Annotated in this window: 22 protein-coding genes and 1 pseudogene; 13 read left to right on the top strand and 10 right to left on the bottom strand. The window is 72.0% G+C overall.

Annotated features, from left to right (window positions below):
* Positions 1–7 precede the first annotated feature (7 nt).
* The 4 genes from egtA to egtD all read left to right on the top strand — a co-directional run bounded on the left by egtA (position 8) and on the right by egtD (position 4,660).
* On the top strand, positions 8–1,261 hold the full coding sequence (egtA, locus tag ACFFRH_RS13630; RefSeq protein WP_386156660.1) for an ergothioneine biosynthesis glutamate--cysteine ligase EgtA: 1,254 nt from the start codon (positions 8–10) through the stop codon (positions 1,259–1,261).
* A gap of 224 nt (positions 1,262–1,485) precedes the next feature.
* Positions 1,486–2,865: an ergothioneine biosynthesis protein EgtB gene (gene egtB, locus ACFFRH_RS13625; RefSeq protein ID WP_386156657.1), complete on the top strand. Its 1,380-nt coding sequence runs from the start codon at positions 1,486–1,488 to the stop codon at positions 2,863–2,865.
* Positions 2,866–3,582 (top strand): ergothioneine biosynthesis protein EgtC, encoded by a 717-nt coding sequence (egtC, locus tag ACFFRH_RS13620; RefSeq protein WP_344746789.1) that lies wholly within the window; start codon positions 2,866–2,868, stop codon positions 3,580–3,582. It begins immediately after the preceding gene.
* A 97-nt stretch (positions 3,583–3,679) separates the two neighbouring features.
* Positions 3,680–4,660 (top strand): L-histidine N(alpha)-methyltransferase, encoded by a 981-nt coding sequence (gene egtD, locus ACFFRH_RS13615; protein ID WP_344746788.1) that lies wholly within the window; start codon positions 3,680–3,682, stop codon positions 4,658–4,660.
* Positions 4,661–4,897: 237 nt separating this feature from the next.
* Here the strand turns inward: egtD and ACFFRH_RS13610 are convergent, their stop codons facing one another.
* On the bottom strand, positions 4,898–6,457 hold the full coding sequence (locus tag ACFFRH_RS13610; RefSeq protein WP_344746786.1) for a methionine--tRNA ligase: 1,560 nt from the start codon (positions 6,455–6,457) through the stop codon (positions 4,898–4,900).
* Positions 6,458–6,862: 405 nt separating this feature from the next.
* On the opposite strand from ACFFRH_RS13610, the gene ACFFRH_RS13605 reads away from it, so the two are divergent.
* Entirely contained in the window at positions 6,863–7,756 is an 894-nt protein-coding gene (locus ACFFRH_RS13605; protein ID WP_344746785.1) for a polysaccharide deacetylase family protein, read from the top strand.
* A gap of 649 nt (positions 7,757–8,405) precedes the next feature.
* A complete protein-coding gene (locus tag ACFFRH_RS13600; protein ID WP_386156653.1) occupies positions 8,406–9,527 on the top strand; it encodes a glycosyltransferase family 2 protein in 1,122 nt (373 codons plus the stop codon).
* Between the two features lie 18 nt (positions 9,528–9,545).
* Here the strand turns inward: ACFFRH_RS13600 and ACFFRH_RS13595 are convergent.
* Positions 9,546–9,623, bottom strand: a pseudogene (locus ACFFRH_RS13595) (IS5/IS1182 family transposase); the annotation flags it as partial.
* Between the two features lie 407 nt (positions 9,624–10,030).
* On the opposite strand from ACFFRH_RS13595, the gene ACFFRH_RS13590 reads away from it, so the two are divergent.
* The 6 genes from ACFFRH_RS13590 to ACFFRH_RS13565 all read left to right on the top strand — a co-directional run bounded on the left by ACFFRH_RS13590 (position 10,031) and on the right by ACFFRH_RS13565 (position 15,639).
* Positions 10,031–10,264 (top strand): hypervirulence associated TUDOR domain-containing protein, encoded by a 234-nt coding sequence (locus tag ACFFRH_RS13590; RefSeq protein WP_344746783.1) that lies wholly within the window; start codon positions 10,031–10,033, stop codon positions 10,262–10,264.
* Positions 10,261–10,590, top strand: coding sequence for a DUF3140 domain-containing protein (locus tag ACFFRH_RS13585; RefSeq protein ID WP_344746782.1), 330 nt, complete (start codon positions 10,261–10,263; stop codon positions 10,588–10,590). Before ACFFRH_RS13590 ends, ACFFRH_RS13585 begins: the two co-directional genes overlap by 4 nt.
* Before the next feature lie 180 nt (positions 10,591–10,770).
* On the top strand, positions 10,771–12,507 hold the full coding sequence (locus tag ACFFRH_RS13580) for a hypothetical protein (protein WP_386156648.1): 1,737 nt from the start codon (positions 10,771–10,773) through the stop codon (positions 12,505–12,507).
* Positions 12,508–12,719: 212 nt separating this feature from the next.
* The gene (locus tag ACFFRH_RS13575; RefSeq protein ID WP_344746780.1) at positions 12,720–13,643 is read left to right on the top strand and encodes an NADP-dependent oxidoreductase; all 924 of its coding nucleotides are present in this window, start codon (positions 12,720–12,722) and stop codon (positions 13,641–13,643) included.
* A gap of 130 nt (positions 13,644–13,773) precedes the next feature.
* Positions 13,774–14,994, top strand: a complete 1,221-nt coding sequence (locus ACFFRH_RS13570) for a cytochrome P450 (RefSeq protein WP_344746779.1) — start codon at positions 13,774–13,776, stop codon at positions 14,992–14,994.
* A 336-nt stretch (positions 14,995–15,330) separates the two neighbouring features.
* Positions 15,331–15,639 carry a MiAMP1 family antimicrobial peptide gene (locus tag ACFFRH_RS13565; protein ID WP_344746778.1) on the top strand — a complete coding sequence of 103 codons (309 nt, stop codon included), beginning with the start codon at positions 15,331–15,333 and terminating at the stop codon, positions 15,637–15,639.
* A 445-nt stretch (positions 15,640–16,084) separates the two neighbouring features.
* On the opposite strand, the gene ACFFRH_RS13560 is transcribed toward ACFFRH_RS13565, so the two are convergent.
* From ACFFRH_RS13560 to ACFFRH_RS13550, 3 genes are all read right to left on the bottom strand, one after another.
* On the bottom strand, positions 16,085–17,680 hold the full coding sequence (locus ACFFRH_RS13560) for a CocE/NonD family hydrolase (RefSeq protein ID WP_344746777.1): 1,596 nt from the start codon (positions 17,678–17,680) through the stop codon (positions 16,085–16,087).
* 122 nt (positions 17,681–17,802) lie between these two features.
* Entirely contained in the window at positions 17,803–18,252 is a 450-nt protein-coding gene (locus ACFFRH_RS13555) for a DUF3237 domain-containing protein (protein ID WP_344746776.1), read from the bottom strand.
* A gap of 48 nt (positions 18,253–18,300) precedes the next feature.
* The gene (locus tag ACFFRH_RS13550) at positions 18,301–19,470 is read right to left on the bottom strand and encodes a flavin-dependent oxidoreductase (RefSeq protein WP_386156641.1); all 1,170 of its coding nucleotides are present in this window, start codon (positions 19,468–19,470) and stop codon (positions 18,301–18,303) included.
* Between the two features lie 231 nt (positions 19,471–19,701).
* Here ACFFRH_RS13550 and ACFFRH_RS13545 point away from each other — a divergent pair, with 231 nt between their 5' ends.
* The gene (locus tag ACFFRH_RS13545) at positions 19,702–20,319 is read left to right on the top strand and encodes a MarR family winged helix-turn-helix transcriptional regulator (RefSeq protein ID WP_386156638.1); all 618 of its coding nucleotides are present in this window, start codon (positions 19,702–19,704) and stop codon (positions 20,317–20,319) included.
* A 123-nt stretch (positions 20,320–20,442) separates the two neighbouring features.
* Here the strand turns inward: ACFFRH_RS13545 and ACFFRH_RS13540 are convergent, their stop codons facing one another.
* From ACFFRH_RS13540 to ACFFRH_RS13520, 5 genes are read right to left on the bottom strand one after another with little or no spacing between them, the layout of a single operon-like run.
* On the bottom strand, positions 20,443–21,039 hold the full coding sequence (locus ACFFRH_RS13540) for a DUF1349 domain-containing protein (RefSeq protein ID WP_386156635.1): 597 nt from the start codon (positions 21,037–21,039) through the stop codon (positions 20,443–20,445).
* Positions 21,036–22,262 (bottom strand): Gfo/Idh/MocA family protein, encoded by a 1,227-nt coding sequence (locus ACFFRH_RS13535; RefSeq protein WP_386156633.1) that lies wholly within the window; start codon positions 22,260–22,262, stop codon positions 21,036–21,038. Before ACFFRH_RS13535 ends, ACFFRH_RS13540 begins: the two co-directional genes overlap by 4 nt.
* Complete coding sequence (locus tag ACFFRH_RS13530) at positions 22,244–23,254, bottom strand: zinc-dependent alcohol dehydrogenase (RefSeq protein WP_386156630.1); 1,011 nt, start codon at positions 23,252–23,254, stop codon at positions 22,244–22,246. The genes ACFFRH_RS13535 and ACFFRH_RS13530 overlap by 19 nt, the downstream gene beginning before the upstream one ends.
* Before the next feature lies 1 nt (position 23,255).
* A complete protein-coding gene (locus ACFFRH_RS13525; protein ID WP_386156627.1) occupies positions 23,256–25,574 on the bottom strand; it encodes a N,N-dimethylformamidase beta subunit family domain-containing protein in 2,319 nt (772 codons plus the stop codon).
* Positions 25,571–26,842, bottom strand: coding sequence for a galactosyltransferase-related protein (locus tag ACFFRH_RS13520; protein WP_386156624.1), 1,272 nt, complete (start codon positions 26,840–26,842; stop codon positions 25,571–25,573). The genes ACFFRH_RS13525 and ACFFRH_RS13520 overlap by 4 nt, the downstream gene beginning before the upstream one ends.
* Positions 26,843–27,000: the final 158 nt, after the last annotated feature.

The following is a 27,000-nucleotide window of genomic DNA, read 5'->3' as shown; positions in this document are numbered from 1 at the left end:
GATGGGGATGACCGGTCTGGCGACCGAGGACACACTGATCCGGAACGCCTCGGATGTGGAGATTTTCGCGCGACGCTGCTTCCTCGGCTCTCCCGGCGACCAGGTGGGGATCGAACTGGAGTTCCTGGTCTTCGACCGCACGGCCCCCGCCCTGCAGGTCCCGATGGCCAGGATCGCCGACGCCCTGCCCCCGCTGCCCGGCGGGAGCCTGGTGACCTTCGAGCCGGGAGGCCAGTTGGAGCTCTCCGGGCCACCCGGCTCGCTGCCGGTCGCGATCGCCCTCCTCACCGCCGACGTGAACGCCGTGCGCCTGGCGCTGCGGGACGCCGGCCTGGCGCTGGGCGGGGTGGGTCTCGACCCGCTGCGCCCGGCCAGACGGCAGCTGCGCCTGCCCAGGTACGAGGTGATGGCGCGGTTCCTCGGCACGCCGTACGGGTCGCTGATGATGTGCTCCACGGCGTCGATCCAGGTCAACCTGGATTTGGGCGACCGGCCCGCGGTGCGGTGGGAACGCGCCCACCTGCTGGGACCCGTCCTCGTGGCGGCCTTCGCGAACTCTCCGCTCAGCGAGGGCCGGCCGTGCGGGTGGATGTCGGGGCGCCAGGCGGTGTGGGAGCGGCTCGACCGCACCCGGACGGCCTCCGTCCCGGCGAGCGCCGACCCCGGCGCCGCGTGGGCCGAGTACCTGCTCGACGCCCGTCTCATGGCCGTGCGCGACACCACCGGGAACGGCGGGAACGGGAACGGCGCGGAGCCGTACCACCCGGTCCTCGACGGCTCGACCTTTCGCGACCGATTGGCCTCGTCCGGGCACCCGCCGACCCTGGCGGACCTGAACTACCACGCCACGACGCTCTTCCCGCCCGTACGGCCGCGCGGCTGGCTGGAGATCCGCTACCTCGACGCCCAGCACCCGGCGAGCTGGCCGGTGTGCGCGGCGGTGACCCACGCCCTGGTGATGGACGACCGCGCGGCCGACGCGGCGCTGGCCGCGGCCGGACCGTGCGCGGAGATGTGGTCGTCGGCGGCACGCCACGGCCTGTCGGATCCCCTGCTGCGCAGGGCCGCCGGCGCCTGCTTCCGTGCCGCCCTCTCGGCGCTGCCCCGGCTGGGGGCGCCCCCGTCCCTGGTCTGCGAGGTCGCCGCGTTCGCCGACCGGCACGTGACACCCGGCCGCGCCCCGGCCGCCGACCTGCTGGATCTGGCGAGAGGACCGGGAGGGCGCCTGCCGGACTGGCTGGCCGAGGAAGGACGGATCTGAGTCCTTCCCGGACCGGCCCGGGACCGGAACCGGAACCAGGACCGGAGCCGGACCGGACCAGGACCGGGACCGGACCGTTTCCGGGCCGGAACCGCACCGGAACCGTGAGCCGGCCCCAGACCCAGACCAGACCCAGACCGGATCGGAACCGGCCCGGACCGGCCGGGGACCGGATCGAGAGCTCGGGCCGGAAGGACCCGGGGTCTCCACGCTGGAGGTATCTGATGAGCGACTTCAAGGAACGGATCGCCGCCGAGCTGACCGCCGCACGGGACCGCTCCACCGCCTACACCGACGCCGAGGACGACCTGCTGGTCACGCAGCACTCGCCGCTGATGTCGCCGCTGGTGTGGGATCTCGCCCACGTGGGCAACTACGAGGAACTGTGGGTGCTGCGGCAGGTCGGCGGGATCACCCCGCTCCGCCCGGAGATCGACGAGTTGTACGACGCGTTCAAGCACCCGCGCGCGGACCGCCCGTCCCTGCCCATCCTGGGCCCGGTGGAGGCGCGTCGCTACATCGAGGGCGTGCGCGGCCGGGTGCTGGACGTCCTGGACACGGTCGACCTGCACGATCCCGACCCCCTGCGGCGGCAAGGCTTCGTCTTCGGCCTGGTGATCCAGCACGAGCACCAGCACGACGAGACGATGCTCGCCACCCTGCAGCTCTCTGGGCGGCCGGGCCTGGTCCGCGACGGCGACCTGCCGCCCGGCGGGTCCGGGCGGGCACCGGGCGCCGACGAGGTGTTCGTCCCCGCGGGCCCCTTCATGATGGGGACCGACACCCATCCGTGGGCCTACGACAACGAGCGCCCCGCCCACCGGCTCGACCTGCCCGGTTACTGGATCGACAGGCTGCCCGTCGGCAACCGCGCGTACGCGGACTTCATCGAGGACGGCGGCTACGACGACCCCCGCTGGTGGGCTCCGGACGGCCTGCGCTGGCTGCGGCGGACCCGCGCCTTCGCCCCGCTGTTCTGGACCAGGGACGGCGACACCTGGTGGCGCACCCGTTTCGGCAGGACCGAGCCCGTCCCCATGGACGAACCCGTGCAGCACGTGTGCTGGTACGAGGCCGACGCCTACGCCCGGTGGGCGGGGAGGCGGCTGCCCACCGAGGCCGAGTGGGAGAAGGCCTGCGGCTGGGACGCCGAGGCCGGGCGGTCGCGTACGTATCCGTGGGGCGACGACACCCCCGGGCCCGGCACGGCGAACCTCGGGCACCGGGCGGCACGGCCCGCGCCGCTCGGCGCCTTCCCCGCGGGAGCGAGCCCCTGCGGCGCCGAGCAGATGATCGGGGACGTGTGGGAGTGGACCGGTTCGTGGTTCCTGCCCCACCCCGGCTTCCACAGTTTCCCCTACCGCGAGTACAGCGAGGTGTTCTTCGGCTCGCAGTACCGGGTGCTGCGCGGCGGGTCCTGGGCGTCCGACCCGGCCGTGGTCCGCACCACGTTCAGGAACTGGGACCGTCCGGCCCGCAGGCAGATCTTCTCCGGCTTCCGGTGCGCCCGCTCGGCCTCCCCCGAGCAGTCCCCGGTTTCCGCAAAACACTCCACGGAACGCCCGGCGGAGCGCTCCTCGGGACGCCCGGCGGAGCGAGGGTAGATGTGCCGCCACGCGTCCTGGCTGGGTGTTCCCCGCACCCTCGCCTCGCTGATCCACGAACCGGTCCACGGCCTGCTCAGGCAGTCCTACACCCCGCGCCTGCAGCGTCACGGCACGATCAACGCCGACGGCTTCGGCATGGGCTGGTACGACGCCGCCCGCGCGGAGCCGGTCCGCTACCGCCGGACGATCCCCGCCTGGACGGACGCCAACCTGGCGGGCCTCGCGCGAATCGCCCGCTCCGGCTGCATGCTGGCCGCCGTACGGTCGGCCAGCGCCGGGATGCCGGTCGAGGAGACCGCGACCGCGCCCTTCACCGACGGGTCGTGGCTGCTCAGCCACAACGGCCGCGTCGCACGGGAGGCGGTCAGAGGGCTCGCCGACGACGCGGAGAGCTCCTGCGACTCCGCGTGGCTCGCCGCCGCGGTGTTCCTCCGGCGCCGGGCGGGCGATTCGCTCGGCGAGGCCGTCGCGGAGATCGTCACCCGCGCCGGGCTGAAGGATCCCCGCGCCCGCCTGAACCTGCTCGCCTGCGACGGCACGTCGGTCGCCGCGACCGCCTGGGGCGACACGCTCTTCGTCCGCCTCGACGGCCACCCGCTCGACGGCGTGTTCGTGGCGAGCGAGCCGCTGGACGACCTGCCCGGCTGGCAGGCCGTACCGGATCACACCCTGGTCCTCGCCTCACCCGACGGGGTGCGCGTCCAGCCCCTGTGACCGGGCGGAGCGAGACCACAGGAAAGCCCACAGGAAAGCACAGCACCCGGCCACGGACCGGCGAGCGGGACCGTGGCCCACACACCCAGGAGGCCCCGTGTCCGTCAGCCAGTCAGCCATCCGCCTGGTCAACCATCTCGGCCGCGACCATCTTCGCCAGGCACTCGAACACGACGTCCGCGCCGGGCTGACGTCGACGCCGAAATGGCTACCGCCCAAGTGGTTCTACGACGAGGCGGGCAGCGAGCTGTTCTCCCGCATCACCCGGCTGCCCGAGTACTATCCCACCCGCCGCGAGCTCGCCATCCTGCGCAGGGAGGCCCTCGACATCGCCGTGCGCAGCGGCGCGGACACCCTGGTCGAGCTCGGCTCCGGGACCAGCGAGAAGACCGTCCTGCTGCTGGACGCCCTCTCCGCGACGGGGAGGCTGCGCGCCTACACGCCGGTGGACGTCGACGCGGCCACCCTGGGCGAGGCCGCGCACCGGCTCGCCTCCCGCTACCGGGGCCTGACCGTACGCGCGATCTGCGCCGACTTCGAGGCGCACCTGAGCCTGCTGCCCCGTACGGGACGGCGGATGGTGGCCTTCCTCGGCGGGACCGTCGGCAACCTCACCCCGGCGGCGCGCGAGGTGTTCCTGAAGGAACTGCGCGCCACGCTCCGCCCCGGCGACACCTTCCTGCTCGGCGCGGACCTGGTCAAGGACACCGGCCGGCTGATCGCGGCCTACGACGACGTGAGCGGGGTGACCGCCGCCTTCAACCGGAACGTCCTGCACGTCATCAACAGGGAGCTGGACGCCGACTTCGAGCCGGACGCCTTCGAGCACGTCGCGCTGTACGACGCCCGGAACGAGTGGATCGAGATGCGGCTGCGCGCGAGCCGCGCCATGGGCGTGCGGATCGGCGACCTCGGCCTGCGGGTCTCCTTCGCGGACGGGGAGGAGACGCGGACCGAGATCAGCGCCAAGTTCCGCCCGGAAGGGCTGCGGCGGGAACTCGTCGCGGCCGGTTTCGGGATGATCCGCCAGTACGTCGACCCGACCGGCGACTTCGTCCTCGCCCTCGCCCACCCGTGATCCGCGCCAACGGCGACCCGCCCGTCCTTCGCGTGATCCGCGACCACCGCGACACACCCATCCCGCCCGCCGCCGTCGTGTCGCGGTGAGGGCCGGAACGCGGGACCCGGCCGTCACGTCGCGGCACGGGTCCCGACCGCACGGCTCCTGACCGTAGGGGTCCTGACCGTACGGCTCCCGGCCCTCGTACACGGTGAGAGCCGACGCGCGAGCCCCCGCCGTCGTACACGGTGGGAATCAGGGCACGGACCCCGTCCCCGGAGCGGTGATCCGCCGGAAGACCGGGCGCGGTTCGGGAAGCCCGCCGTCCCCGGCCGTGCACTGCGCGGTGATCCGGGCGGCCGTGCCGGGCAGGAAGGGCGCCAGCTGGTCGCCCAGCGTCACGCACGCCCGGACGAGCTCGGCGAGGACGGCGTCGAGCCGGGCCGCGGCGCCGGGGTCGCCGTCGCGTTCGGCCCGGGCCAGTTCCCAGGGCCGGACGTGGTCGACGTAGCGGTTGGCCTCGTCGACGACGGCCCAGACCGGCGCGGTGGCCCGGCGGAACTCGAAGTCGTCCAGGGCCGAACGGACGAGATCGGGGGCCCGCAGGCAGGCCGTCCGGAGAGCTTCCCCGTCCGGCGCGCCGGTCTCCGCTTCTGCTCCTGCTCCTGCTCCTGCCAGGGGAACGTGCCCGTCGCGGTAACGGTGGACCATGGCGACGACCCGGTTGACGAGGTTGCCCAGCCCGTTGGCGAGCTCGTCGTTGGCGCGGGCGACGAGCCGGTCGACCGTGAAGTCGGCGTCCCCGACGCGGGGCACCTCGCGCAGCAGCCACCAGCGGACGGCGTCGGTGCCGTACTCCCCGGCCAGGGCGACCGGGTCGGCCGTGGCCCCGCCGGACTTGCTGATCTTGCGGCCATCGGCGGTGAGGTAGTCGTGCACCACGATGTCCGTGGGCAGCGGCTGCCCGGCCGACAGCAGCATCGCCGGCCAGTAGACGGCGTGGAAGCGCAACACCCCCTTGCCGACCAGATGAACGCGACGGTCGGCACCGGTCCACCAACGTTTGTAGCTCTCACCTTCGGTGCCGTAGTCCAGGGCCGTGACGTAGTTGCCGAGCGCGTCCCACCACACGTAGACGACCTGGCCCGGGTCGCCCGGAACGGGAATCCCCCACCCCCGGGCACGGGCGGTCGACCGGGAGACCGAGATGTCCTCCAGGCCACCGGCGACGAAGCCGAGGACCTCGTTGCGGCGTTCGGCGGGCTCGATCCTCAAACGCCCGCTGGAAACGAGGTCGTGGAGCCGGTCCGCGTAGCGCGAGAGGCGGAAGAACCAGTTCTCCTCGGCGATCCGCTGGGGCTCGACGCCGTGTTCCGGGCAGCGTCCGCCGGTGAGCTCGGCCGGGGTGTAGAACTGCTCACAGCCGACGCAGTAAAGCCCCTCGTAGTGCTTGCGGTAGAGGTCACCGGCGTCGGCGCAGGCCCGCCAGAGCCGCTCCACCCCGGCCCGGTGGCGGGGGTCACGGCTGGTGCGGACGACGTCGTCGACCGCGAGCGCCAGCGGCTCGCGCAGCGCGACGAACGCCTCGGCGTTGCGGTCGACGAACTCCTGGACGGCAACCCCCGCGGCCTCCGCGGCCAGCACGTTCTTCAGCGAGTTGTCGTCGGTGCCGGTCTGGAAGCGCACCCGGTCGCCCTGCGCCCGGCGGAACCTGGCGAGCACGTCGGCCTGCACGAGCTCCAGCGCGAACCCCAGGTGGGGACGGGCGTTGACGTACGGGATGGTGGTGGTGACGTAGGTGTGCGTCGTGGTCATCGGAACCTCCTGGAGAAGGGGGCTCCGGCCGGTGAAACGCGTCGAGGCCCCGTGACAGGGCCTCGGAAACGAACGTCCGTGCGGCGTCAGCGGCCCCGTGAGCGGGGCATCATCACCTGGCGTGCGGACGCGTTCATACGGTCAGGCTAACACCCGCCACCCGGCACGATCCGCCGGTTTTACCGTAAGCCAGAAGGTCCGGGCCGCTGACTTCTCCCGCGCGACGGCGGGAAACCGCCAGTGGCGGCGGTGCGGGCGCACCGCGCCCAGAGCCGGGACGGTTCGGCGGGTGGTTCGTCATCGGAGCCCGCCCGGGAAGCGCGGTTCCCCCACGCGTGATTCTCTGTCGGGGCCGTTCGGAACAATTGACTGGACGTGCCTTTCACCCGCCTCCACGCTGCGACTATGAACGACCACGCCTTCGAGACCTCGGCCGCCACTCCTCCGGTTCTCTCGAGTGAGCTGCTGGGCTTCCCTCCCGATGCCCGGGTGCTCATCGTGAACAACGACGACTTCGGGATGTACCACGCGATCAACACCGCGGTCGTCGACTCGATCGAGGAGGGGATCGCCAGCTCGTGCAGCCTGATGGTGCCGTGCCCGTGGGCGCTGCACGCCATGCACCTGCTCCGCCGGCGGCCGGAGATCCCGTTCGGGATCCACCTCACGCTGGTCTGCGATACGACCCACTACCGGTGGGGGCCGCTGGTCGCGAAGGAGAAGGTGCCCTCACTGCTCGACGAGAGGGGTGGACTGTTCACGCCCGCCGGGGTTCCCGAGCTTCTCGCCCGGGCTCGCCTGGACGAGGTGGAACTCGAGTTCCGCGCACAGATCGACGCCGTGGTCGACACCGGGCTGGCGCCGACCCATCTGGACTGGCACTGTCTGGCCGACGGCGGACGCGAGGACATCTTCGACCTCACCGTGGCGTTGGCCGAGGAGTACGGCCTGGCGGTGCGGGTCTGGCTCGAACCTGGACGCCGGAAGTCGCGTCGACAGGGCTTGCCGGTCACCGACAACGACTTCCTGGACAGTTTCGGTCTCGACATCGACGGCAAGGCGGCACGATACGCCGAGCTGCTGCGCGACCTGCCGGTCGGTCTGAGTGAGTGGGCGGTGCATCCCGGCCTGGGCAACGAGGAGTCGCGGGCGATCGACGGCGGCTGGCGCGTGCGCCGGACCGACTACGAGTTCCTGACATCGCCGGAGGCCCGCGAACTCCTCCGGCGGGAGGGGATCGTCGTGATCGACTACAGGACCGTTCAACAGGCCTGGTCCCGGACCGGCGCACCCCGATAGATCGACAGGTCGGGCCGGTGCCTCACCGTCCCACTCGACGGAACCTCGCGCCGAACCTGTCCACGTCACCTTTTCCAGCGCCTGGTTGGGCTCGCGTCGACACTCTGCGCATATGGGCCCTCCTTGCACCGGCGGCCCCAAGGAGCACGAGGCTTTCATGGCTGATCGCACCCGGAGCAGTGGTCGCCCTTGCGCCGTTTCCGTGGAACACGGAAACTCAAGCCGCACCAGGCGTTTCGATCGGGATGTTCAGCGCCCTGGTCGTACCCTCACAACTGTTTCAACAATTCACAGGTCCACCACATTCAGCCGCCTGCGTTCCGGCACCCGGCGAGAGGCGCGAACCGGTTTCTCTTCAAGAGCTTGACACGACAGGAACAGCTCAATTCACAGGCGGAAATGAAGTGCAGGTCACTTCCTACGAGGCGGGCCACCCGGCGGTACCGTTCGTGAACCGTCTGCGACGCGATTGTGTCGACAATGAGCTTTGCCTGACATATTGTCGCCGGCCGGGCGGCCGATTTTAGCACACGTGGAACCGCTCTCACAATCGTTGCAATGGACTTGCGGACGGTTGATAATTCTGGTCGCGAAGGCGTTCGACGTGACCGTGCCGGTCATCCTTTGTCGCCCATTCACAGGAGGTTCCGTGAAGGTCAGCGTCGTCATTCCAGCCTTCAACGTGCGGAGCAAGTTGCGCCTGTTGCTGTACACCCTCGCGCACAGCGTGCTCGATCCGGAAGACTCCTTCGAGCTCGTCGTCGCCGACGACGGCTCCACCGACGGCACCGGCGAGATGGTCGCCGAGCTGGCGGGCCGCGACAATCTGACCTACCTCTACCTTCCGCGCACCGATCGGTCGAGCCGGGCGGCCGCCCGTAACGCGGCCATCGCCAAGGCCACCGGGGAGCTCGTCGTCATGGTCGACGCCGACACGGTGGTCGGGCCGACCTATCTCGCCGAACACGTCCGTTACCACCGGCTCAGGAATGACCTCGTCGTGATCGGCCCCCGCCCGGACCTCGGAGACGGAGACTTCGACAAGGAGCGCCTCAGCCGCGAATTCACCTTTGACGCCATGCCCGCCGTCGCCTGGGGTGATCCGCGCGAGAAGGTGCTGGCCGAATTCTCGGGCAACATGAACCGGCTCGCCATCTGCTGGCATCTCCTGTTCACCTGCAACGCCTCGGTGCGCGTCGAGCACCTGCGCCGGCTCGGTGGTTTCGACGAGGCGTTTCTCGGCTGGGGACTTGAGGACACCGACCTGGGGTATCGGCTGCGGCAGGCGGGACTGGCCTTCGCCTTCAACGTCTCGGCCGTGGCCTACCACCAGCGGCGCCGGGGGATAGACGCCGGAATGTACAGCGACTGGGTCCGCAATCTCGCCTACATGATGGCCAAGCATCAAGCGCCCGAAGTGGCGATCCAGTCGATCGTCGGGCTGGCCATGAACCCCGCCGACCGGCGGATCGGCTGGGTGGAGGCGATGCGCTGCTTCGAGTTCGCCGCGCGGGCCCTCGACGGCCGGCTGCCGGTGCCCGTCACCTACCGGCTCGTGGTGGTCGAGGAGGACACGGTCGACGCCGCGAAGGCGGAGCTGGTGGCCCGCGGTGCGACGAGCGATCTTCTCGTCATCGACGAGACCCGCGGCGCCGAGCTGGCCGGCCTGGTCCAGTGCGTGGACACCCCCGGCGAACTGCTCTACTTCCACCGGCCGTCGGCGACGCAGCGAGCCGAGATCTTCAGCCGCTACCCGGTGGCCGACGGATGAGTTGAACGTATTCCATCCCGCTTCGCGGGCCTGAAGGACGAAGACGGCTTTGACGAGCCGACCTGCGCGAAGGGGGCAGCAGCGTAGTTTCCGGAGGCGGAATTACAGAAAGGCGGTTCAACCATGCCGCCCCATCCACTCCCAATACTTACACCAACGAGCCAAACCGGTACGGCGGCCTCATTCCTTTTCAACCGATGAAGCCTCCGGCGATCCCGGCGCGGTTCGATTTTACAGACCATCGCGTTCAGCCTCCCACCCCTTCTCCGAACTACGGCAGAACAGGTACCGGCGTCCTTCCCTCCTGATCACGGCACGTATACGGCCGCGTCCCGTCGAAAGCCGGCACCGGGCCGAGGCGGCAATCGGCTGGTAACCGCCGGCCAAAGACAGGCCCCCGGCCACCGTGCCCTCATCGATCGTTGGGGGCGATCCGATCCAGTGAAGCACCAGTTCAGGTCGGGCGCGATGAGCTTCGGAGGGGTACGGGGTACGAAGAGGCCATGACCAAGAAGCACAAGCGGGACGAACTTGATGTGGGCGACGAGGTCACGTGGGAGAGCCACGGCTCGTCGACCTCGGGCAAGGTCGAGAAGAAGATCACGAAACGGACCGAGGAGGCGGGGCGCGTCGTGGACGCCTCGGCCGACGATCCGCAGTACCTCGTACGCAGCGACAAGAGCGGCAGGACCGCCGTGCACAAGCCGTCGGCACTGCACAGGAAAGACCCGCCGTGACTGAGGACGGCGAGCGGATCTCCGTGGACTTCGACCAGGCGGTCAACATGACGGCCGCGGAGCTGGAACAGTGGCTGGAGACGGAGGAGTCGAAGAGCGTGGGAGACAAGCCGGGCGGTGAGGAGTCGACAGGTCACCGGTCCGGCCGCCGCATCGTCGAGATCCTGCGGAAGCGGAAGGGCGACCTGGGAGAGGACGACTACGCCCACATGCGCAAGGTGACCGGCTACGTCCACCGCCACCTGAGGCAACGCCCGTCCGGGGACGTCGAAGAGACTCGGTGGCGATACTCCCTCATGAACTGGGGACACGACCCGCTCAGGTGAGCGGCGCGCTCCGGACGGCCCCGCGACGGCGGCTGGGCGCGTAGCCGGACAGTGTGACATGACGGTCATCCCGGATACGTCGCTAAGATCATCCGCATCGTCACTCGAATCCGGGCCGCCGTCGGCCGATACCGCTTCGGGCGCCCGGCCGCGGTCGTCGTCGCGCTCTACCTGGCCGTCGTGGCCGTCGCCGGGGTGTTCGCCGTCGTGTCCGGCGAGGTGTCGGCGCTGTCGGTGGCCGCGACGGCCACGACCTGGGCACGCCTCATGCGGGGGGCCTGGGTGGTCCCCCTGCTCGCCGGGATCTGCGGGCTCAACGCGTGGGCGCTGTGGCAGGTGCTGCGCGGTCCCATGCTGCCGCGCGCCGAGGGGTCGCCGCGCGACGTGATCTGGCTCCGGCGCCTGCTCTACGCGGGCATCGCCGGCGACCTCGTGCTCTGGGAACTCGTCGAAGCGCTGTCCGGCATCGTGGAGTACGTCGCGCGCCTGGCCCTGTGGACCGCCACGCTGATCCTGCTGGCGCGGGTCGTCTCCGGGGTCTCGGCCCGGTTCCGGGCGATCACCCTCGCGCTCGGCCTGATCGGCACGCTGACCCCGTCCCTGCTCTTCCTCCTCGACGACCTCAGCCTCCGGGTGATCGACCTGCTGAGCCTGGCGAGCCTCGGCTGGACGGTGATGACCCTCATCGGGCAGCGCCGCGACGGTCGATGGAGCGGCGCCACGATCGGCGTCGGCAGGATCGCCCTCGCCTCCTCGCTGGCCTTCCCCGTGCTCGGCTTCGTCTTCCAGAGCGACTGGCCGCTGTTCGACGGCTCGGTGCTCGCGGTGAACGCGCTCGGCGTGTTCACCACGGTGTGGCTGGCGCGTACCGCGCACGAGCTCGCCAGGCCCGCGGACACGACCGCCGCCGAAACCACCCCCCGGTCCGCCACCGGCCGCGAGCCGCGGCTGCTCGTCGCCGTCGCGCTCGCGCTGCCGCTCGTCGTGGTCGGCGCCGAGGAGGGCGCCCGGTTCGGTTTCACCGGCCTGGACGAGGGGTGCCGCGAGCGGATCCGGCCCTACGCCGACACCCGGCCGCAGGACCGGCGGCGGTCGTTCCTCTGCCTCGCCAGGGACGCCCCCCACGCAGGGGTGGCGATCTTCCCAGGGAACCTGCCGGAGCAGCGCGTCCTGGCCCTCGGAGAGGAACTGTGCGCGGTGTCCGGCGCCGAGGAGCGGCAGGCGCTGCTCCGGCGAGCGGGCGGGTCGGCGACCACGGACGAGCTCGGCGACACCCTGGAGTTCCTGTGCCCCGGCGTCATCGCCGGGCAACGGGCGGACCAGGTGCGGGAACAGGCGCGCAGGCAGGCCGAGCAGGAGCGGGAACTGGCCGCGTGGAAAGCGGAGGCGAACGCCCGGTGCGCCGACCCCTGGCCCAGGCTACGGGCCGGGCGGCAGGGCACGGCCGCGTACTCGCTCTTCGAGGGAGGCGGCTACTACGTCTTCGACGACCGGGACAGCGTCGCGGGCCCGGCCGGGGACATCTTCAGGGCCATCGACGACGGGTTCGTCGACGCCGCCGGCAGCAGCGCCGCCATCAACACCTACGGCGAGAACGAGGCGATGTGCCTCACGGTCAAGGCGTTCGGCGCCGCCCCGCCGCTCCGGCTCAAGGGCTGGGACAAGGTGGTCGAGGTGGGCCTCCTCAGCCGCAGCGGCCGCATGGTCGTACCGCCGTACCCTGAGGGCGGCGACAGCGGGGCGATCGGGCCGCTGCCCAACCTGGCCGTCGACGGCCCCGGCCGCTACCGGATGCGCGTCTACGCCCGCGCGTTCGAATGGGACGAGGACGACCCCGAGGCGCCCGTCGAGGAGCACCTGATCGTCGTCTATCCCGGCCGTTCCACGAAGAAGGTCATCCACCGCCCGTGGCGGTGACCTGTTCAGGAGCGGAGAAGGTCCCGATCGAACCGCACACCGCCTGATCCGTTTTTTGCGGCACGAACCGCCCGCACGCCGCGTCCACGCAGGCGGGGACGGCCGGGATCACGGAGAGCGCGCCCTGCCGGCAGGGCGCGCTCTCCGTGATCCCGGCCGTCCCCCTGTACGTTCGTCCTGTTGGACATCTCCGCCGACAGCGAGGACCCGTCATGCGAGCCGTCACCGTCCGAGACCGCGCCGCCGGTCTGGACGGGCTTGCCCTGACGGAGGAGCCGTACCCGCATGCCGCCGAGAACGACGTCGTCGTCCGGGTGCACGCCGCGGGGTTCACCCCCGGAGAGCTCGACTGGCCGGGGACGTGGTCCGATCGCGCGGGCCGGGACCGGACGCCCAGCGTGCCCGGCCATGAGCTGTCGGGTGTCGTCGCCGAGCTGGGATACGGGACCACCGGCCTCACCGTCGGCCAGCGGGTGTTCGGGCTGACCGACTGGACCCGCAACGGCTCGCTGGCCGAGTACGCGGCGGTGGAGGCCCGCAACCTCGCGCCGCTGCCGGCCGACGTCGACCACACCGTGGCCGCCGCGCTGCCGATCTCGGGGCTCACCGCCTGGCAGGGCCTGTTCGAACACGGCCGCCTCGCCGCCGGGCAGACCGTCCTGGTCCACGGCGCCGCGGGCGGCGTCGGTTCCGTCGCGGTGCAACTGGCGCGCGAGGCGGGAGCCCGGGTGATCGGCACCGGCAGGGCCGGCGACAGGGACACGGCACTCGGTCTCGGCGCGGACGCCTTCCTGGACCTGCGGGCCGATCCCCTTGAGGACGCCGGTCAGGTCGACGTGGTGCTCGACGTGATCGGCGGCGACGTCCTGGACCGTTCGGCCGCGCTGGTGCGCGCCGGGGGCACGCTCGTCACCGTCGCCTCGCCGCCCACGGTACGGCCCCGGGACGGGCAGGCGATCTTCTTCGTCGTCGAGCCCGACCGTGCCCGGCTCGCCGACCTGGTCCGGCGGGTCCGGGACGGGCGGCTCCGCCCGATCGTCGGGGCCGTGCGGACGCTCGCCGAGGCGCCCTCCGCGTTCGCGCCCGGCCGGCGCACCCCCGGTAAGACGATCATCAGGGTCGTGGAGACCCCCTGAGCGTGCCGCCGGCCGGCGGGTGGTGACGGCGGCCCCGAGCGGGGCCGGTTCGCCTGTTGACGGGCGGCACGGCATTTCGTACGTTCCGCGTGGGCCGTCTCCCGGGCGCGCCGGATCGGAAGGGGTCACCATGAGCACCGAGCTGGATTCGGACGGGGCCTGGCCGGACATCGTGCCGGGACCGCTCGCCACGCCGCCGCCGGAGTTCGCCCGCAGGCACGAGTCAGGGCCGCTGGAGCCGGCGACCATGCCCAGCGGCGACCGCGTCCCGCTGGCCGTCAGGTACGAGGACGTCCGCGCCCTGCTGGCCTCGCCCACCTCCAGCCGCAACCTGCGCCTGCCGGGGTTGCCGCGGCTGGTGAGCGGCATCGGCATCGACGACGACCCGGACGCGCTGATCAACCAGGATCCGCCGGAGCACACCCGCTACCGCCGGATCATGCACGGCACCTTCACCCCGCGCCAGATCGAACCGTGGCGCCCCCGCGTCGCGGAGATCGCCCAGGAGCTCCTCGACGGCCTGGGCGACGACTTCGACCTGGTCGAGGGGTACGCGCTGCAGCTGCCGGGCCGGGTCATCTGCGAGATGCTCGGCGTGCCGATGGACCACTACGAGCGGTTCGTCCGGTGGACGGACATGTTCCTGACCACCTCCACGGCCGACGAGCGGGCGCGTTACGAGGGCTACACCGACTTCATGTCCTACGCCGCCGAGCTGGTCGCCCAGCATCGCGCGGAGCCCGGCGGGGACCTCATCGACCTGCTCGTCCAGGCCAGGGACGAGGGCGACCGGCTGTCGGAGGGCGAGCTGGTCAACACCGTGTTCTCCCTCATCACCGCCGGGCACGAGACGACGGCCTCGATGATCGCCCGTGGTGTCTTCCGGCTGCTCCTGCATCCCGGCCAGTGGGCCGAGCTGGTCGCGGACCCGGGCCTGACGGCCACCGCCGTCGAGGAGATCCTGCGCTTCGACGGACCTCCCGCCAGCGCCTTCATGCGCCGGATCACGAAGGACACCGACCTGCCCAGCGGCTGTCTTCGCGCGGGGACGGTCGTCATGCCGGAACTGAACGCGGCCAACCACGATCCGCGGGCCTTCCCCGAGCCCGGCCGCTTCGACATCCACCGCTTCACCGGCCATCCCCCCAACCCGCACGTGGCGTTCGGGTACGGCCCGCACCGCTGCCTGGCCGCGAGCCTCGCGAGGGTCGAGCTCACCGAGGCGATCAGGGCCCTGGTCACCCTGCGGCCCGGCCTCCGCCTGACCGGCTCGCCCGAGTCGGTGACCTGGACCGACGGCCTCACCCTCCGGCCGGTCGCCATGCGCGTCACGACGGGGGAACGCGCGTGACGGTGACCGCGGACGCCGACGGCCGATCCGTCTCGGCCGCGACGGGACCGCGAGCGGCTCCGGACCCGTTCGGCCCCGGCCCCTCGTGACGATCGGCGTCGAGGGGGTGCGCGGGCACGGGTGCGGCAGGTGAGCGCAGGGCCCGTCACCGGGAGACGACCGGCAGGGTGACGTGGGGGCCGGGAGGGCGGCGCACCGGCTCGCCCATCTGCTCGAACTCATCGCCCCGGCGATACTTTCCGTGAGCGATCCAGGCCATTCGCGGCACACTTTACTCACTCAGAGTAATATCTTGATGACTCCAAGTAGAGAACCGAGATCATCGAGAGGATCGTCGTGAAGCGAATCGCCCTCGTCCCCGTCATCTCCGCCGCCATGATCGCGATCATGAGCAGTGCCGCCTACGCCTCGCAGTACGTGGCCTACGAGGGGCCGGGCTTCACCGGCCGGTCGGTGGTCATCGACCGGTGCGGCCCGTCCAACATCCCCTTCCACGGATCGTACAAGTGGTACGGCGACGGCCAGAGCGGCCGGATGTACAACCAGCCCGACGCGCAGGGGGTGGCGCACTTCGAGCTGGCGTCCGACCGCAACGCGGAGCAGCGGACACCCGTCGGCTGGAAGAGCATCTTCATCGTGTGCTGAGGCCCGGAAGGCGTGACCGGAAGCCGGAGACCGTCCGTCTTCCGGTCACGCGCCCGCCGAGACCGACAGGTCGCGTCCCCACGCGTGAAGCCAAGCCCAGCGATGCAGCCGGACCGGGAGGCGAAGCGCCTGCGACGACGACTGCCGGGCAGGGATGGCGATCGTGGGTCCGGACCCGGCCGGCAAGGGCCGCAAACGCCGGCTCGCCCGCCGGAAAGCCGCCCGACCGCCTTCGCCATCACCTTCGAAGGACGTCTGGCCTCGACCACGCGGTGGAACCAATCAAAGTCGAAATACACCGGTCAACCGGACACCTCCATCTCGGCCGCGAGAAGCCCCCGATGCGACACGCTCGGCTCCGGCCCGTTCGGCCCCCTGTGACGATCGATGTCGGGGAGAGGTCGCGGGCGCGGGTGCGGCAGGTGACCGTCCGGACCGGGGGCCGTCACCGGGGGACGATCGGGAGGGTGACGTAGGAGTCGGGGAAGACGGTCTGGTGCTGGACGACCAGGTCGGCCTCGGTGGAGTCGGCGGAGGTCCGGCCGGTGCCGGGGTTGCGGTCGAAGCGGGGGAAGTTGGAGCTGGAGATCTCGACGCGGATGCGGTGGCCGGTCTTGAAGACCTGGCTGGTGGCGACGAGGTCGACCTCGTGCACCCCGGACGCGACGGAGGTCCGGACGATGCCGTCGGTCACGCTCATGGCCCGGCCGTCGGGGTGGACGTCGACGAGCTTGGCCGTCCAGTCGGTGGAGACCGCCGAGGTCTCGGCGTGCAGGGTGACGGAGAGGGGGCCGGTCACCTCGACATCGGAGGCGAGCGCCTCGGTGGTGAAGCAGAGCACGTCGGGGCGGAGCTCGATGTCGCGCTGGTCCTGGGGGCCGGTGTTCGTCACGTCGGGGAGCAGGAGGGGGCCGCCGGTCGTGGGCACGGGATCGCGGGGGTCGAAGGTGAAGGTGGACGGCGCGGCGTCCGAGGGAGGCTCGGTGGACAGCAGGCCGCCGGTGTGCAGGTGGTAGCGGGTGCCGACCGCGCGGGACAGCGGCCATTCCTCCTCGTCCCGCCAGACGTCGTCGCCCATGACGAAGATCTTCACGGCCGGTCCGGTGTCCTCGCCGCGCAGGAAGTCCATCTGCCGCTGCGGCAGCCCGACCCCCTGCGCCGAAGAGAAGAAACCGAAGTCCAGGCGGCCGGTGCCCGTCGCGCCGGAACCGTGGGACCAGGGGCCGATGACGAGCGGGCCGCCCAGCCGGCGGTGGTTCTCCAGGGTTCCGGCGAGGAACAGGTCGAACCAGCCCGCGACGTGCATCACGGGCACCTCGATCCGGTCGTGCCGCAGGGTCTCGGCCAGCCCCTCCCAGTAGGCGTCGCGGGTCGGGTGCGAGATCCAGTCGTTCCACCACGGTCCCGCCGGGATGTCGCGCAGCGGCAGCCTCCGCACGGCGGCGGCCTGGTCGCCCAGTACGGGCAGGAGCGCGCCGAAGCCCGCGCCCACGTCCTCTCCGGCCTCCATCCCGTGCATCAGCCCGAGCATCTCCTGCAGCAGGCCCCAGTTCAGCGCCGAGCCGAGCGCGAAGGCCCCGCCGTGGTACTTCAGCCCGTCGTAGAAGTCGTGCGGGGTCATCGAGGCGACCACGGCCTTGAGCCCCGGCGGGCGCGTCGCGGCGGCCTGGAGCGCGCATCCGGCGAGGTAGGACATCCCGAAGGCCACGACCTCGCCGTTCGACCACGGCTGGGAGGTGATCCATCCGACGGTGTCGTAGCCGTCGTCGCCCTCGTCCAGCCACGGCCGGAACTCCCCGTCGCTGCTTCCGCGCCCCCGGCAGTGCTGGAGCACCACCGCGAAGCCGGCCTCCAGCGCGAGGGTCTTCGGCGCCATCAGGAACGAGCCCGCGCCGTACGGCGTGCGGACGAGCAGGGCCGGGAACGGCCCGTCCGAGGCGGGGCGGTAGACGTCGCCGCGCAGGATCGTGCCGTCACGCACCGGCATCGGGGTGTCGTGCTCGGCGACGATGGGGAGCGGGGGGCGGTTCAGCTTCGGCATCACGAGTTCCTCGGGGGTGTCGTGTCCGTCGAGCCTCGGGGGTCGTGCCCGGGTCGGGAAGGGGGCGGGTCGAGGGGCGGGGTATAGGCCAGGGCAGGGTGCGGGGCGTCGTACGGGAAGGGTCAGGTCAGGGTGTAGGCGTCGTAGCGGACGGCGTCGGGCAGCCGGCCGCCCGTTCCCACGGCGAGGGTGCGGTTGAGCCACAGGTAGCGCTCGTCACCGGTCTCGAAACGGCAGAACAGCCGGAAGTAGTACTCCGACGGGTCCACCGGCTCCCCCAGGGCGAGGCGGGCCATGACCTCCGCGGGGCCGTGCCGTACGCCGGAGGTGGAGAGATAGAGGTGCGCGCCGTCGTGGGTGCGCAGGGTGTACCGGGTGTCGACGCTGGCCATGCCGTCGGCGTGCACGACCTGCCAGTCGGCCCCGCCGGGCAGGACCACGCCGGAGAACCGCGGGCCCTCGAACGATCCGCCCACGATGTTGATCACCCGTCGCCGGCCCCAGTGGGTGCCGCCGAGTTCGAGGATCGGATCCAGCTTCACGGTGAACGTGGCGAGGTGTTCGAGGTTCAACGGATACCTCCAGCGTGGAGACCCCGGGCTCTGGCCGTGGGGAGGATGTCAACGGACGACGCTCCAGGAGGGGGATCCGTTCAGCGAAGCCGGGTCGAACCCCGCCGTGCGCTTGTAGGAGGCGGCGATCTCGGCCCGCTCCGCGTAGGGGATGACCCGCTCGATGTCGTCGAACCCGTCGGGGGCGCGCTCGTGGGCGAGTCTCATCACGACCTCGGGGCCCATCCGCCGGTTGGACAGCTGCAGGGTGGTCGTGGCGGGCCGCCGCGTGGCCTCGTACGCCGCCAGGTCGCCGTGCGCGAGGGAGTGGGCCAGCACCCGGGCGTCGATGATCGCCTGGGAGGCGCCGTTGGAACCGATCGGGTACATCGCGTGGGCGGCGTCGCCCAGCAGGGTGACGTTTCCCTCGGTCCAGTACGGCAGCGGATCGCGGTCCACCATCGGGTACTCGTAGGCGGCCTCGGCCCCGGCGATGATCCGCGGCACGTCCAGCCAGTCGAACCGCCAGTCCGCGAAGTGCCTCTCGACCTCGGCCAGGTCCGCCGGCCGGTTCCAGTCGCCCCGGTCGGGCGCCTCGCCCTCGAAGGGCTTCTCGGCGATCCAGTTGATCAGCGTCCGCTCACCGGCCTCGATCGGGTAGGCCACGAACTTCTGCGTCCCGTCACCGATCATGATCATGGACTGTCCGGTCAGGAACGGCGTGCCGTACGTCGTCCCGCGCCACAGGACCAGCCCGTTCCACGGAGGGGGTCCCTCGCCGGGGAACAGGCGCGCGCGGATCGCCGAGTGGATGCCGTCCGCACCGATCAGCAGGTCCTCAGCGCCCGGACCGGTGATCCGGCTGCCGGTGACGACCGACCGCGGGCCGAGCCGCTCGATCACGGCGTCCAGCAGCATCATCTGCAACCGTCCCCGGTGGACGGAGTACTGCGGCCACAGGTATCCCGCGTCGACGCCCCTGGGCTCGGACCAGATCGCGGAGCCGTACCGGTCGAAGTAGCCGAGTTCGGCGGTGGCGACGCCGATCGCCGCCAGCCGGTCGGCGAGGCCGAGCTCCGTCAGTTCCCGTACGGCGTGGGGCAGCAGGTTGATGCCCACGCCCAGCGGACGGATCTCGCGCGCGGCCTCGTGGACGGTGAGGTTCTCGAAGCCCGCCGCGTGCAGGCTGAGCGCGGTGGCGAGGCCGCCGATGCCGCCACCGGCGATGACGATCTCCACGGGCACCTCCCGTCGATTGTTATGGCCATAACAATATTCAGGTCGAGGGTGCTCCTGCGCAAGACTTGTGCGGTGGAATCACCAGTGGAGCCGGACGGCGGGGAAACGACGGGCGCGGGTTCGGGCCGTCGCGCCGGAGACCGGGGAAGGGCCGCGACGCCGGGCGCGGCCGAGGACAAGAGGTTGCCGAGGGCCGAGGGCGGCGGGATGTCGCGGGCAGAGGGCGGTGAGATGCCTCGGGCAGAGGGCAGCGGGACACTGCGGAACGAGGGGAGCGAGACGCCTCGGGCCGAGAACAGCGGGACGCTGCGGAGCGGCGACGGTGGGACGCCTCGGGTGGAGCCGGCGGGCAGGGCGGATCTCCGGTATGCCGCGTACGCGCGGGAACGTCTCGCCGGCATGCCGCCTCCCGCCGACCCGGAGGGGTTCGAGCTCGCCTACAACCTGCTGCAGCTGGCCTACCTGCTGGTGACGGACCTGGAGACCCGGATCCACCGCCCGCGCGGCTGGACGCTGCCCGGTTTCCGGCTGATGTTCAAACTCTGGATTCTCGGCCCGACCCAGCCCGCCCGGCTCGCCGAGATCTCCGCCATGTCCCGCTCGGCGGTGACGAACGTGGTCAACACCCTGGAACGCGACGCCCTGGTCGAGCGCCGCCCGGTGCCCGGCGACCGGCGCGCGGTGGTGGTCGCGCTGTCCGGGAAGGGGGAGGCCGCCGTCCGCGAGACGTTCGCCGAGCAGACCCGCAGGGAGCAGGAGTGGTTCTCCCCACTGGACCCGCGCGAGCAGGCCGATCTCAGCGGTCTGCTCGCCCGCATCCTCACCGCTCGCCCGGCTGACACTCCGTAGCCCGCCCGGCCGCTGTTCCGTGGAGCTCCCGTCGCGCTGTCCACGCTGTCCATGCTGTCCACGCTGCCCGCTGGAGCCGCTCGGACCGCTCGGGCCGGCCGCTCGGGCCGCCGGGAAAGCGGGCTACTCGCCGCCGCGCAGGTCGGACAGGCGCTTGGGCGAGTACACGATGTCCTCGAAGCGCACGGTGCAGCCCTCGCCGGTGGGACTCTGCGCGAGGAAGCCGACCTCCGGGTCCCCGTCGAGCGCGAAGTACCTGATGAGGTTCCAGAAGCCGGACTCGTCGGCGACGTGGAAGGCGAAGGCGGTGCCGATGCGGGAGATCCGCAGCCGGATGTCCGTGCCGTCCATCGTCACGGAGTTGCAGTCGTCGGACACCCCGCGGGTGACCACCGAGACGATCGTGGGCCTGCCCTGCGGGGAGAGTTCGAGGCAGAACTTGGCCCACCGGTCGTCGTCGGCGTACAGCAGCAGCACGGCCGCGTCGTAGGTGGACAGCAGGTCGAGCCTGACCCGCGCGCTGAGCGTGAAGTCACCGTCCAGGCGGCCGACGAGAGCGGGGGCGTTGGCGTAGCGGTTCGGCTCCCCGGGGTCGGAGAAGAGGTCGGTTCCCGCTCCCGCGACGATGGAGAGCGCGTCGCCTTCGGCACTCCAGTCCTGGGGCCGGTTCAGCCAGCGTAGCGGCGAGGGGAAGGCGGGCAGGGAGACGGTTTCGGTCACGGATGTTCCTCCAGACGGGTTGCGAACGCGTAGGCGTCCGCGATGAGACGGTCGACGACCTCGGCGTCGCCGACAGGGCAGACCGGTTCGGTCCCCTCCCGGACGCTGCGGGCGAAGTCGGCCATGAGGGGCAGGTGCGGGTTCTCCGGCGGCGGGAGGAACTCCTCGACGGCGGCCCCGTCGACGATCCCGCGCACGGTCCCCGAGTCGAGGGGGTCGAGTTCCAGGTGACCGCCCTCGAAGGACAGGCGGAACCGGTCCTGGCGGGCACCGGGCGTCCACGCCGCCTCCAGAGCGGCCGTGCCTCCCGACGGCCAGGCCAGCTCCACCCCGGCGAGCCGCTCCGCGCCCAGGTCGAAGGGCAGGCCCGTGCGCGCACCGGTCACGACGGCCTCCCCCAGCAGCCAGCAGAGCAGGTCAAGACGGTGACTGCCGATGTCGGCGAGCACTCCCCCGCCGGAGATCGCGGGGTCGGTACGCCAGAGCCGGGGGTCGTCCGGCCCCGGGTCGAAGTGGCTCCGGAACTCCACGGTCGCGTGGTGGACGGCACGCCCGCGCAGGATCTCGCGTACCCGCCCGAGCGCGGGCGCGAGCCGCCGGTAGTAGGCGACGCCCGCGTGCGCGGTGGCCAGTTCGGCCACCGTTCCGCGGTGGTAGGCGTCCCCTGTGTGCGCGGTGGCCGACGCCGGGACCGGCCCACGGGGGTCGCGGCCGGTGGCCCGCCCGGGAACCGTCCCACGGGGGTAGGCGTCCTCCGCGTGCGCGGTGGCCGACGCCGGGACCGGCCCACGGGGGTCGCGGCCGGTGGCCCGCCCGGGAACCGTCCCACGGGGGTAGGCGTCCTCCGCGTGCGCGGTGGCCGACGCCGGGACCGGCCCGCGGGGGTCCCGCCCGGGAGCCGTTCCGCCGAGTGGTTTCTCCACGAGGACCGGCAGGCCCGCGCGTGCCGCCGCGATCGCGAGGGGCAGGTGGGCCGCGACCGGGGTGGCGACGTAGACGACCTCGGCCACGTCGAGCAGCGCGGTGTAGTCGGACGTGCCGAAGGCGCCGGACGACCCGTCGCGGGAAATCCCGGACTCCTCGCAGGTCGCCTGCGCTCGCGCGGCGTCCCGGCCCCACACGCAGGCGACGGTCTCACCGAGGGAGAGCAGGGCGGGCAGTGCCTTCCTGCGGACGATGTCGCCGTATCCGGCGATCCCCCATCTCAATCCTGGTTCGGGCATATGGCTATCTTCAGGGTTTCCGGGGGCGGAGTCTGGAACGGCGCGGCACTTCCGGCCGGATGGAGGGTGGGGCTCTCGGACAGGCGGTCGAGGGCCTCCTGGAGTCGTTCCAGCGGGTAGGTGGCGGTGAGGATCGCGTCGAGGCGCAGGCGCCGGGTGAACGTGGCCGCCAGCCGCTCGGCCACGCGCATCGCCTCGGCCCGCGCGGTGTCGGTCGGCTCGGCGGAGCTGTGCACCCGCAGCCCCTTCTTCTCCCACTTGACCATGTCGAAGGTGACGTGGGTGTCGACGTGGTGGGTGCCGAGGAAGACGACGAGACCGTTCTGCCGGACCATGTCGACGCAGGCGTTGGCTGTGTGCGGGGTGCCGACCGCCTCGATCGCGACGTCGAACTCCGTCCCCAGTTCCTCCGGTACGGCCTGCGGCGACTTCACCAGCGAGGTCCGGTCCGCGCCGAGGAGCACCGAGCGCTCCAGGCGCCAGGGGTCCAGGTCGGCGACGGCGATCTCTGCCGCGCCGCGCAGCCGCGCCACCTGCAGGGCCATCAACCCGACCGGTCCCTGTCCCACGATGGCCACCCGGTCGCCCAGCCTCACCCCCCGGGTCGCGTGCACGGCCAGGGGAAGCAGCTGCAGGATCGCGCCCTGCTCGAAGGGCACGTCGTCGGGGAGGGCACCCACGCTGACCTCCCTCGCCGCCGCGTACTCGGCGAACCCCGAGGTGAGCGGGGTGCGGACGAACACCCGCTGCCCCGGCGCGACGCGGGTCACCCGCTCTCCCACGGCCTCGACGGTGCCGGCGACCTCGTGTCCGAAGCAGCCGGTCGCGCAGTGGTCGCGCAGGCCGTGGTAGTGGTAGTAGGCCAGGTCACTGCGGTTGCAGACGGTGCAGGCCCCCACCCGGACGAGCACGTCGCCGGGCCCGATGGACGGGACCGGCGCGTCGCCGTCCAGGCGGATGCGGTGTCTGCCGACGAGTTCGATCCGGCGCACTTCACTCCTCGTTTCCGGTCTGCGGATGCCCTGTGGGCGTGCCACCGATCAAGGGCCGCGGACGTCCTGCCGTCACGCCGCCGATCAAGGACTGTGGGTCTCCTGCCGTCGCGCCACCGGCCACGGGCTGCGGATGCCCTGTGGGCGTGCCACCGACCACGGGCTGCGGATGTTCTGCCGTCACGCCACCGACCAGCTCGCGCCAGAACAGGTCGCCGCCCGCTGTGGCGCCGATGAGCCTGCCCGCCGTGCCGGTCAGCGTGACCAGGCCGGGGGTGGTGCCCAGGGAGATCCACCCGTCGTCGTCCCGCGTCCTGTCCCGGCCGTTACGCGCCCCGAAGCGGTCGTCCCGCGTCCCAAGGCGATCGTTTCGCGACCCGGCCCGGTCGTTTCGTGCCCTGACCCGTACCTCCCCGTCGCGGGTCAGCCCGATCAGCCGTCCCCCCACGTGGGCGAGGGCGGCGAGGCCGGGCCCGTCGTCGCCCGCGCGGGTCCACGGTTCCGGCCGCCCGGCGGCGAGCGGGCGCTGCCACAGCTCGCCCTCCGCCCCCGCGGCGAACATGGTCTGGTCGACGGGTGCGATCCCGACCGCTCCCGGCGGGGCGTCGTACAGGTCCGTCCAGGACGCCTGCCCGGTCACCGGCTCGCGGGCGAGGACGCGGCCGTCGGCGTGCAGGCCGTACAGGAGAACGGGCGAGCCCGGCGTCGCCTCGCGCGGCGCGGCGAGTGCCACCAGGCCGGGCGCGGGCTCGATCCGCCGCCATCTCAGGTTCTGGGTGCGGTACGGCCGGGTCCAGAGGTCGCCGTCGGTGAGGACGGCGAAGAGTTGTTGCTCGCAGGCGGCGAGCGCGAGCGCGGACGCCCCGCCGCCCATCGGCTCCCACCAGCCGGGGGCTCCGGCGAGCCTGGCGAGCACGTTGCGGGTCACACGGTCGACGATCGGATCGTCGAGTGCGTCGCCCCAGCCGATCGTGGCCGCGTTGAAGACGGTGCCCGCCCCCCGGCGCATGATGCCCATGGTGGCGTGGCCGCCCTGGCCCAGGCGTCGCCAGTGGCGCAGGTCGGCGGTGGCCAGGATGGCGAAGTCGGCGGGGGTGCCGTCGGCGCCCGTCGCCAGCGGGACGCCGTCGACCTCCACGTACTCCGCGGCGTCGGTCTCGTAGCCGACCGCGCCCCTGCCGAAGGTGTCGCCGTCGCGCAGTCCCGTGCCCTCGAACGCCCAGTGCCCGGCGAAGCGCACCGTGTACGCCTCGGACTTCATGGCGTCCATGTCCTCCCAGCAGCCCGCGCCGCGCCGGAAGCTCACCCCGGTCAGGCTGTTCTCCGGCCGGCACACCGGGGAACCCGACCACTCCACGGTGACCAGGCTCGGATCGGTCGCGGCCACCGGGTCGAGCAGGGCGTCGCGGTGGCACACCATGGTCCGGCCGTCGTCCTCCAGCCGGACCTGCCACCAGCACGTGTTCCCGCCGAAGAAGGCGATGTTCCCCCCTGACGCGACGAAGGACTCCGCGGCGTCGCGCATCCGCCGGGTCCAGTACTCGTCGTGCCCGGGGATCACGAGCAGGCGCCGGTCGCGCAGCAGCGTGTCCGGATCCTCGTGCAGGTCCAGGTTGGAGCAGTAGTCGGCCCGGACGCCGTTACGGCTCAGCCACCGGTAGAAGTTGTCCTCCCAGTTGCCCGCCGGTCCGCCGCCGGGGCGGTCGAAGGTGACCCGGCCGGCCCGTTCGGCGCCCTCGGTGGGGTACAGGCCCTCCCCCGGCACTCCGGCCCTGTTGTACGCCTGCCAGGTGAGGAAGGGCACGGACACCAGGATCGCCGGTGTCCCGCCGGCGACGGGCGCCGACGGCACCCCCGCCGGCTTCCCGGCGGCCCGTGGTTCGCGGGAGCGGACGACGAAGTAGGTCTCCCCGTCCGGGTCGCCGGGGGTGAACTCCACGGCGTAGAGCGAGCTGGGCCAGCTGTCGGGGACGTCCAGGGTCCACCAGGGCCCGGCGGCGTCCAGCTCGGCCCTGACCTCGCCGGTCACGGCGTCGCGCACCCGGGCGCGGCAGCGGGCCGCGCCGCGCTCGCCGCCGTCCACCGGATCGCCGGTGACCGGATCACCCGGGACCGGATCACCCGGGACCGGATCACCCGGGACCGGATCACCGGTCGCCAGGTTCCCGGTCGCCGGATCGCCCGTCACCGGGGCTCCGGCGGTCAGGTCTTCGGCCGTCAGATCTCCGGCGGTCAGGTCTCCGGCGGTCAGGCGGAAGCGTAGCGATCCGCCCTGCGGCACCGATGTGCGCGTCGCGTAGGCGCGAACGACCGAGGTCATCCCCTGGGACCGCGCAGGTCGCCGTACCCGCCGGTGACGCTCCAGCTCAGCGGGTCGATGTGGGCGTTGAACGGCACCCCGTCCAGGGTCATCTCCGGACGCGGGTGGGCCAGGTGCAGCAGCGGGTCGTCGAAGCGGGTGAACCGCCCTGCCAGGCTCAGCCGTGCCACGACGTCGTCGTCCTCACCGCCCCAGCCCTGGTAGCGCTCGTCGAACCCGCCGATCGCGTCGAAGATCGTGGATCTGGCCCAGAGGCAGGCCCCCGGCGGCTCCTTCAGCACCAGCGAGCGTACGGCGTCGAGCGGCACGTCGGCCTCGCCGCGCTCGCAGCGGCGGCGGATGGCGGCGGCGGAGGTCTCGGGGTCGAGGCAGAACATGCGGCGGTAGGGCAGGAAGGCCGAGAGCTCGGGCTCGCGCGCCATGCGGTCCAGGTTCCGGCTCACGAAGCGGCGGTCCGCCAGGATGTCGGTGTCCAGCACGCAGATCAGCTCGGGCTCGCCCGGGGTCTCGCGGACCCCGACGTTGACCGCCCAGGACTTGTTGAAGTGCCCGTCGTGCCGCGCGAACACGTAGTGGTCCACCAGTGGTTCGACGGTGTCACGCCAGGTGGGCGCCGTGTCGGACTCGACCACGGTGACGGTCACCTCGTCGCGGTGACCGTCCTGGTCGCGCAGCGCGGCCAGGCAGGCCAGCAGGTTCCGGGCGCGGGCGCCGCCGACGCGGTCCCGGAAGGGGATCACGATCACGGCCCGCGCCCCCGCCGTCCGCGTTCCCGACGCTCCCGGTGCTCCCGGTGCTCCCGGTGCTCCCGGTGTCACGGACGCCCCCGACGCCGCAGGCACCGCGGACACTCCCGGCGTTCCCCGCCGAGACCAGGCGGAGACGTCGGCCACCGACACCTCGGCGGCGGAGCGGTCGGCCAGCACGCCGTTGTGGTAGTCCACCAGCACGTGCGCGTCGGCCTCGGCGATCAGCTCCCCGAGGCGCGCGCCGTCGGCGGGTGAGCGCTCCAGCAGGGGGACGAGCGCGCCGGCCAGGGCGTCCTCCAGCTCACGGTCCCCGGGAGAGGCGGCGAAACGGCGCAGGTCCTCGGCCGCGGGCTCTCCGGCCACGAAGTGGGCGAGGGCGTCGGCCACCGCCTTGTAGTGCGGGCCACTGATCTGCCACCAGTCGGCGGCCACCAGGGGAACCGAAGGATCGTTGGCGAGGAAGGCGTAGGCGGCCAGCCTGGACCCGAGCGTCCGCGCGTCCGGGAAGGAGACCGGCATTTGGGGCGACGCTATTGGGGTTTCTGTCATGCCGTTTCCTTCCACCTGCACGAATTCCCTCCGGCCGCGCGAATGTCGAACCCGACGTACCGTACCGTGCCCAAAAATGCCCCACAAGGGGACTTGACCCGGTTTAGGATATGTTTTAATCTCCCCGC

Source organism: Streptosporangium vulgare, assembly GCF_042428775.1.
GTDB classification, from domain to species: Bacteria; Actinomycetota; Actinomycetes; order Streptosporangiales; family Streptosporangiaceae; genus Streptosporangium; species Streptosporangium vulgare.
The sequence above is the reverse complement of the archived record's forward strand: the minus strand, read 5'-3'. Positions and strand labels throughout refer to the sequence as shown.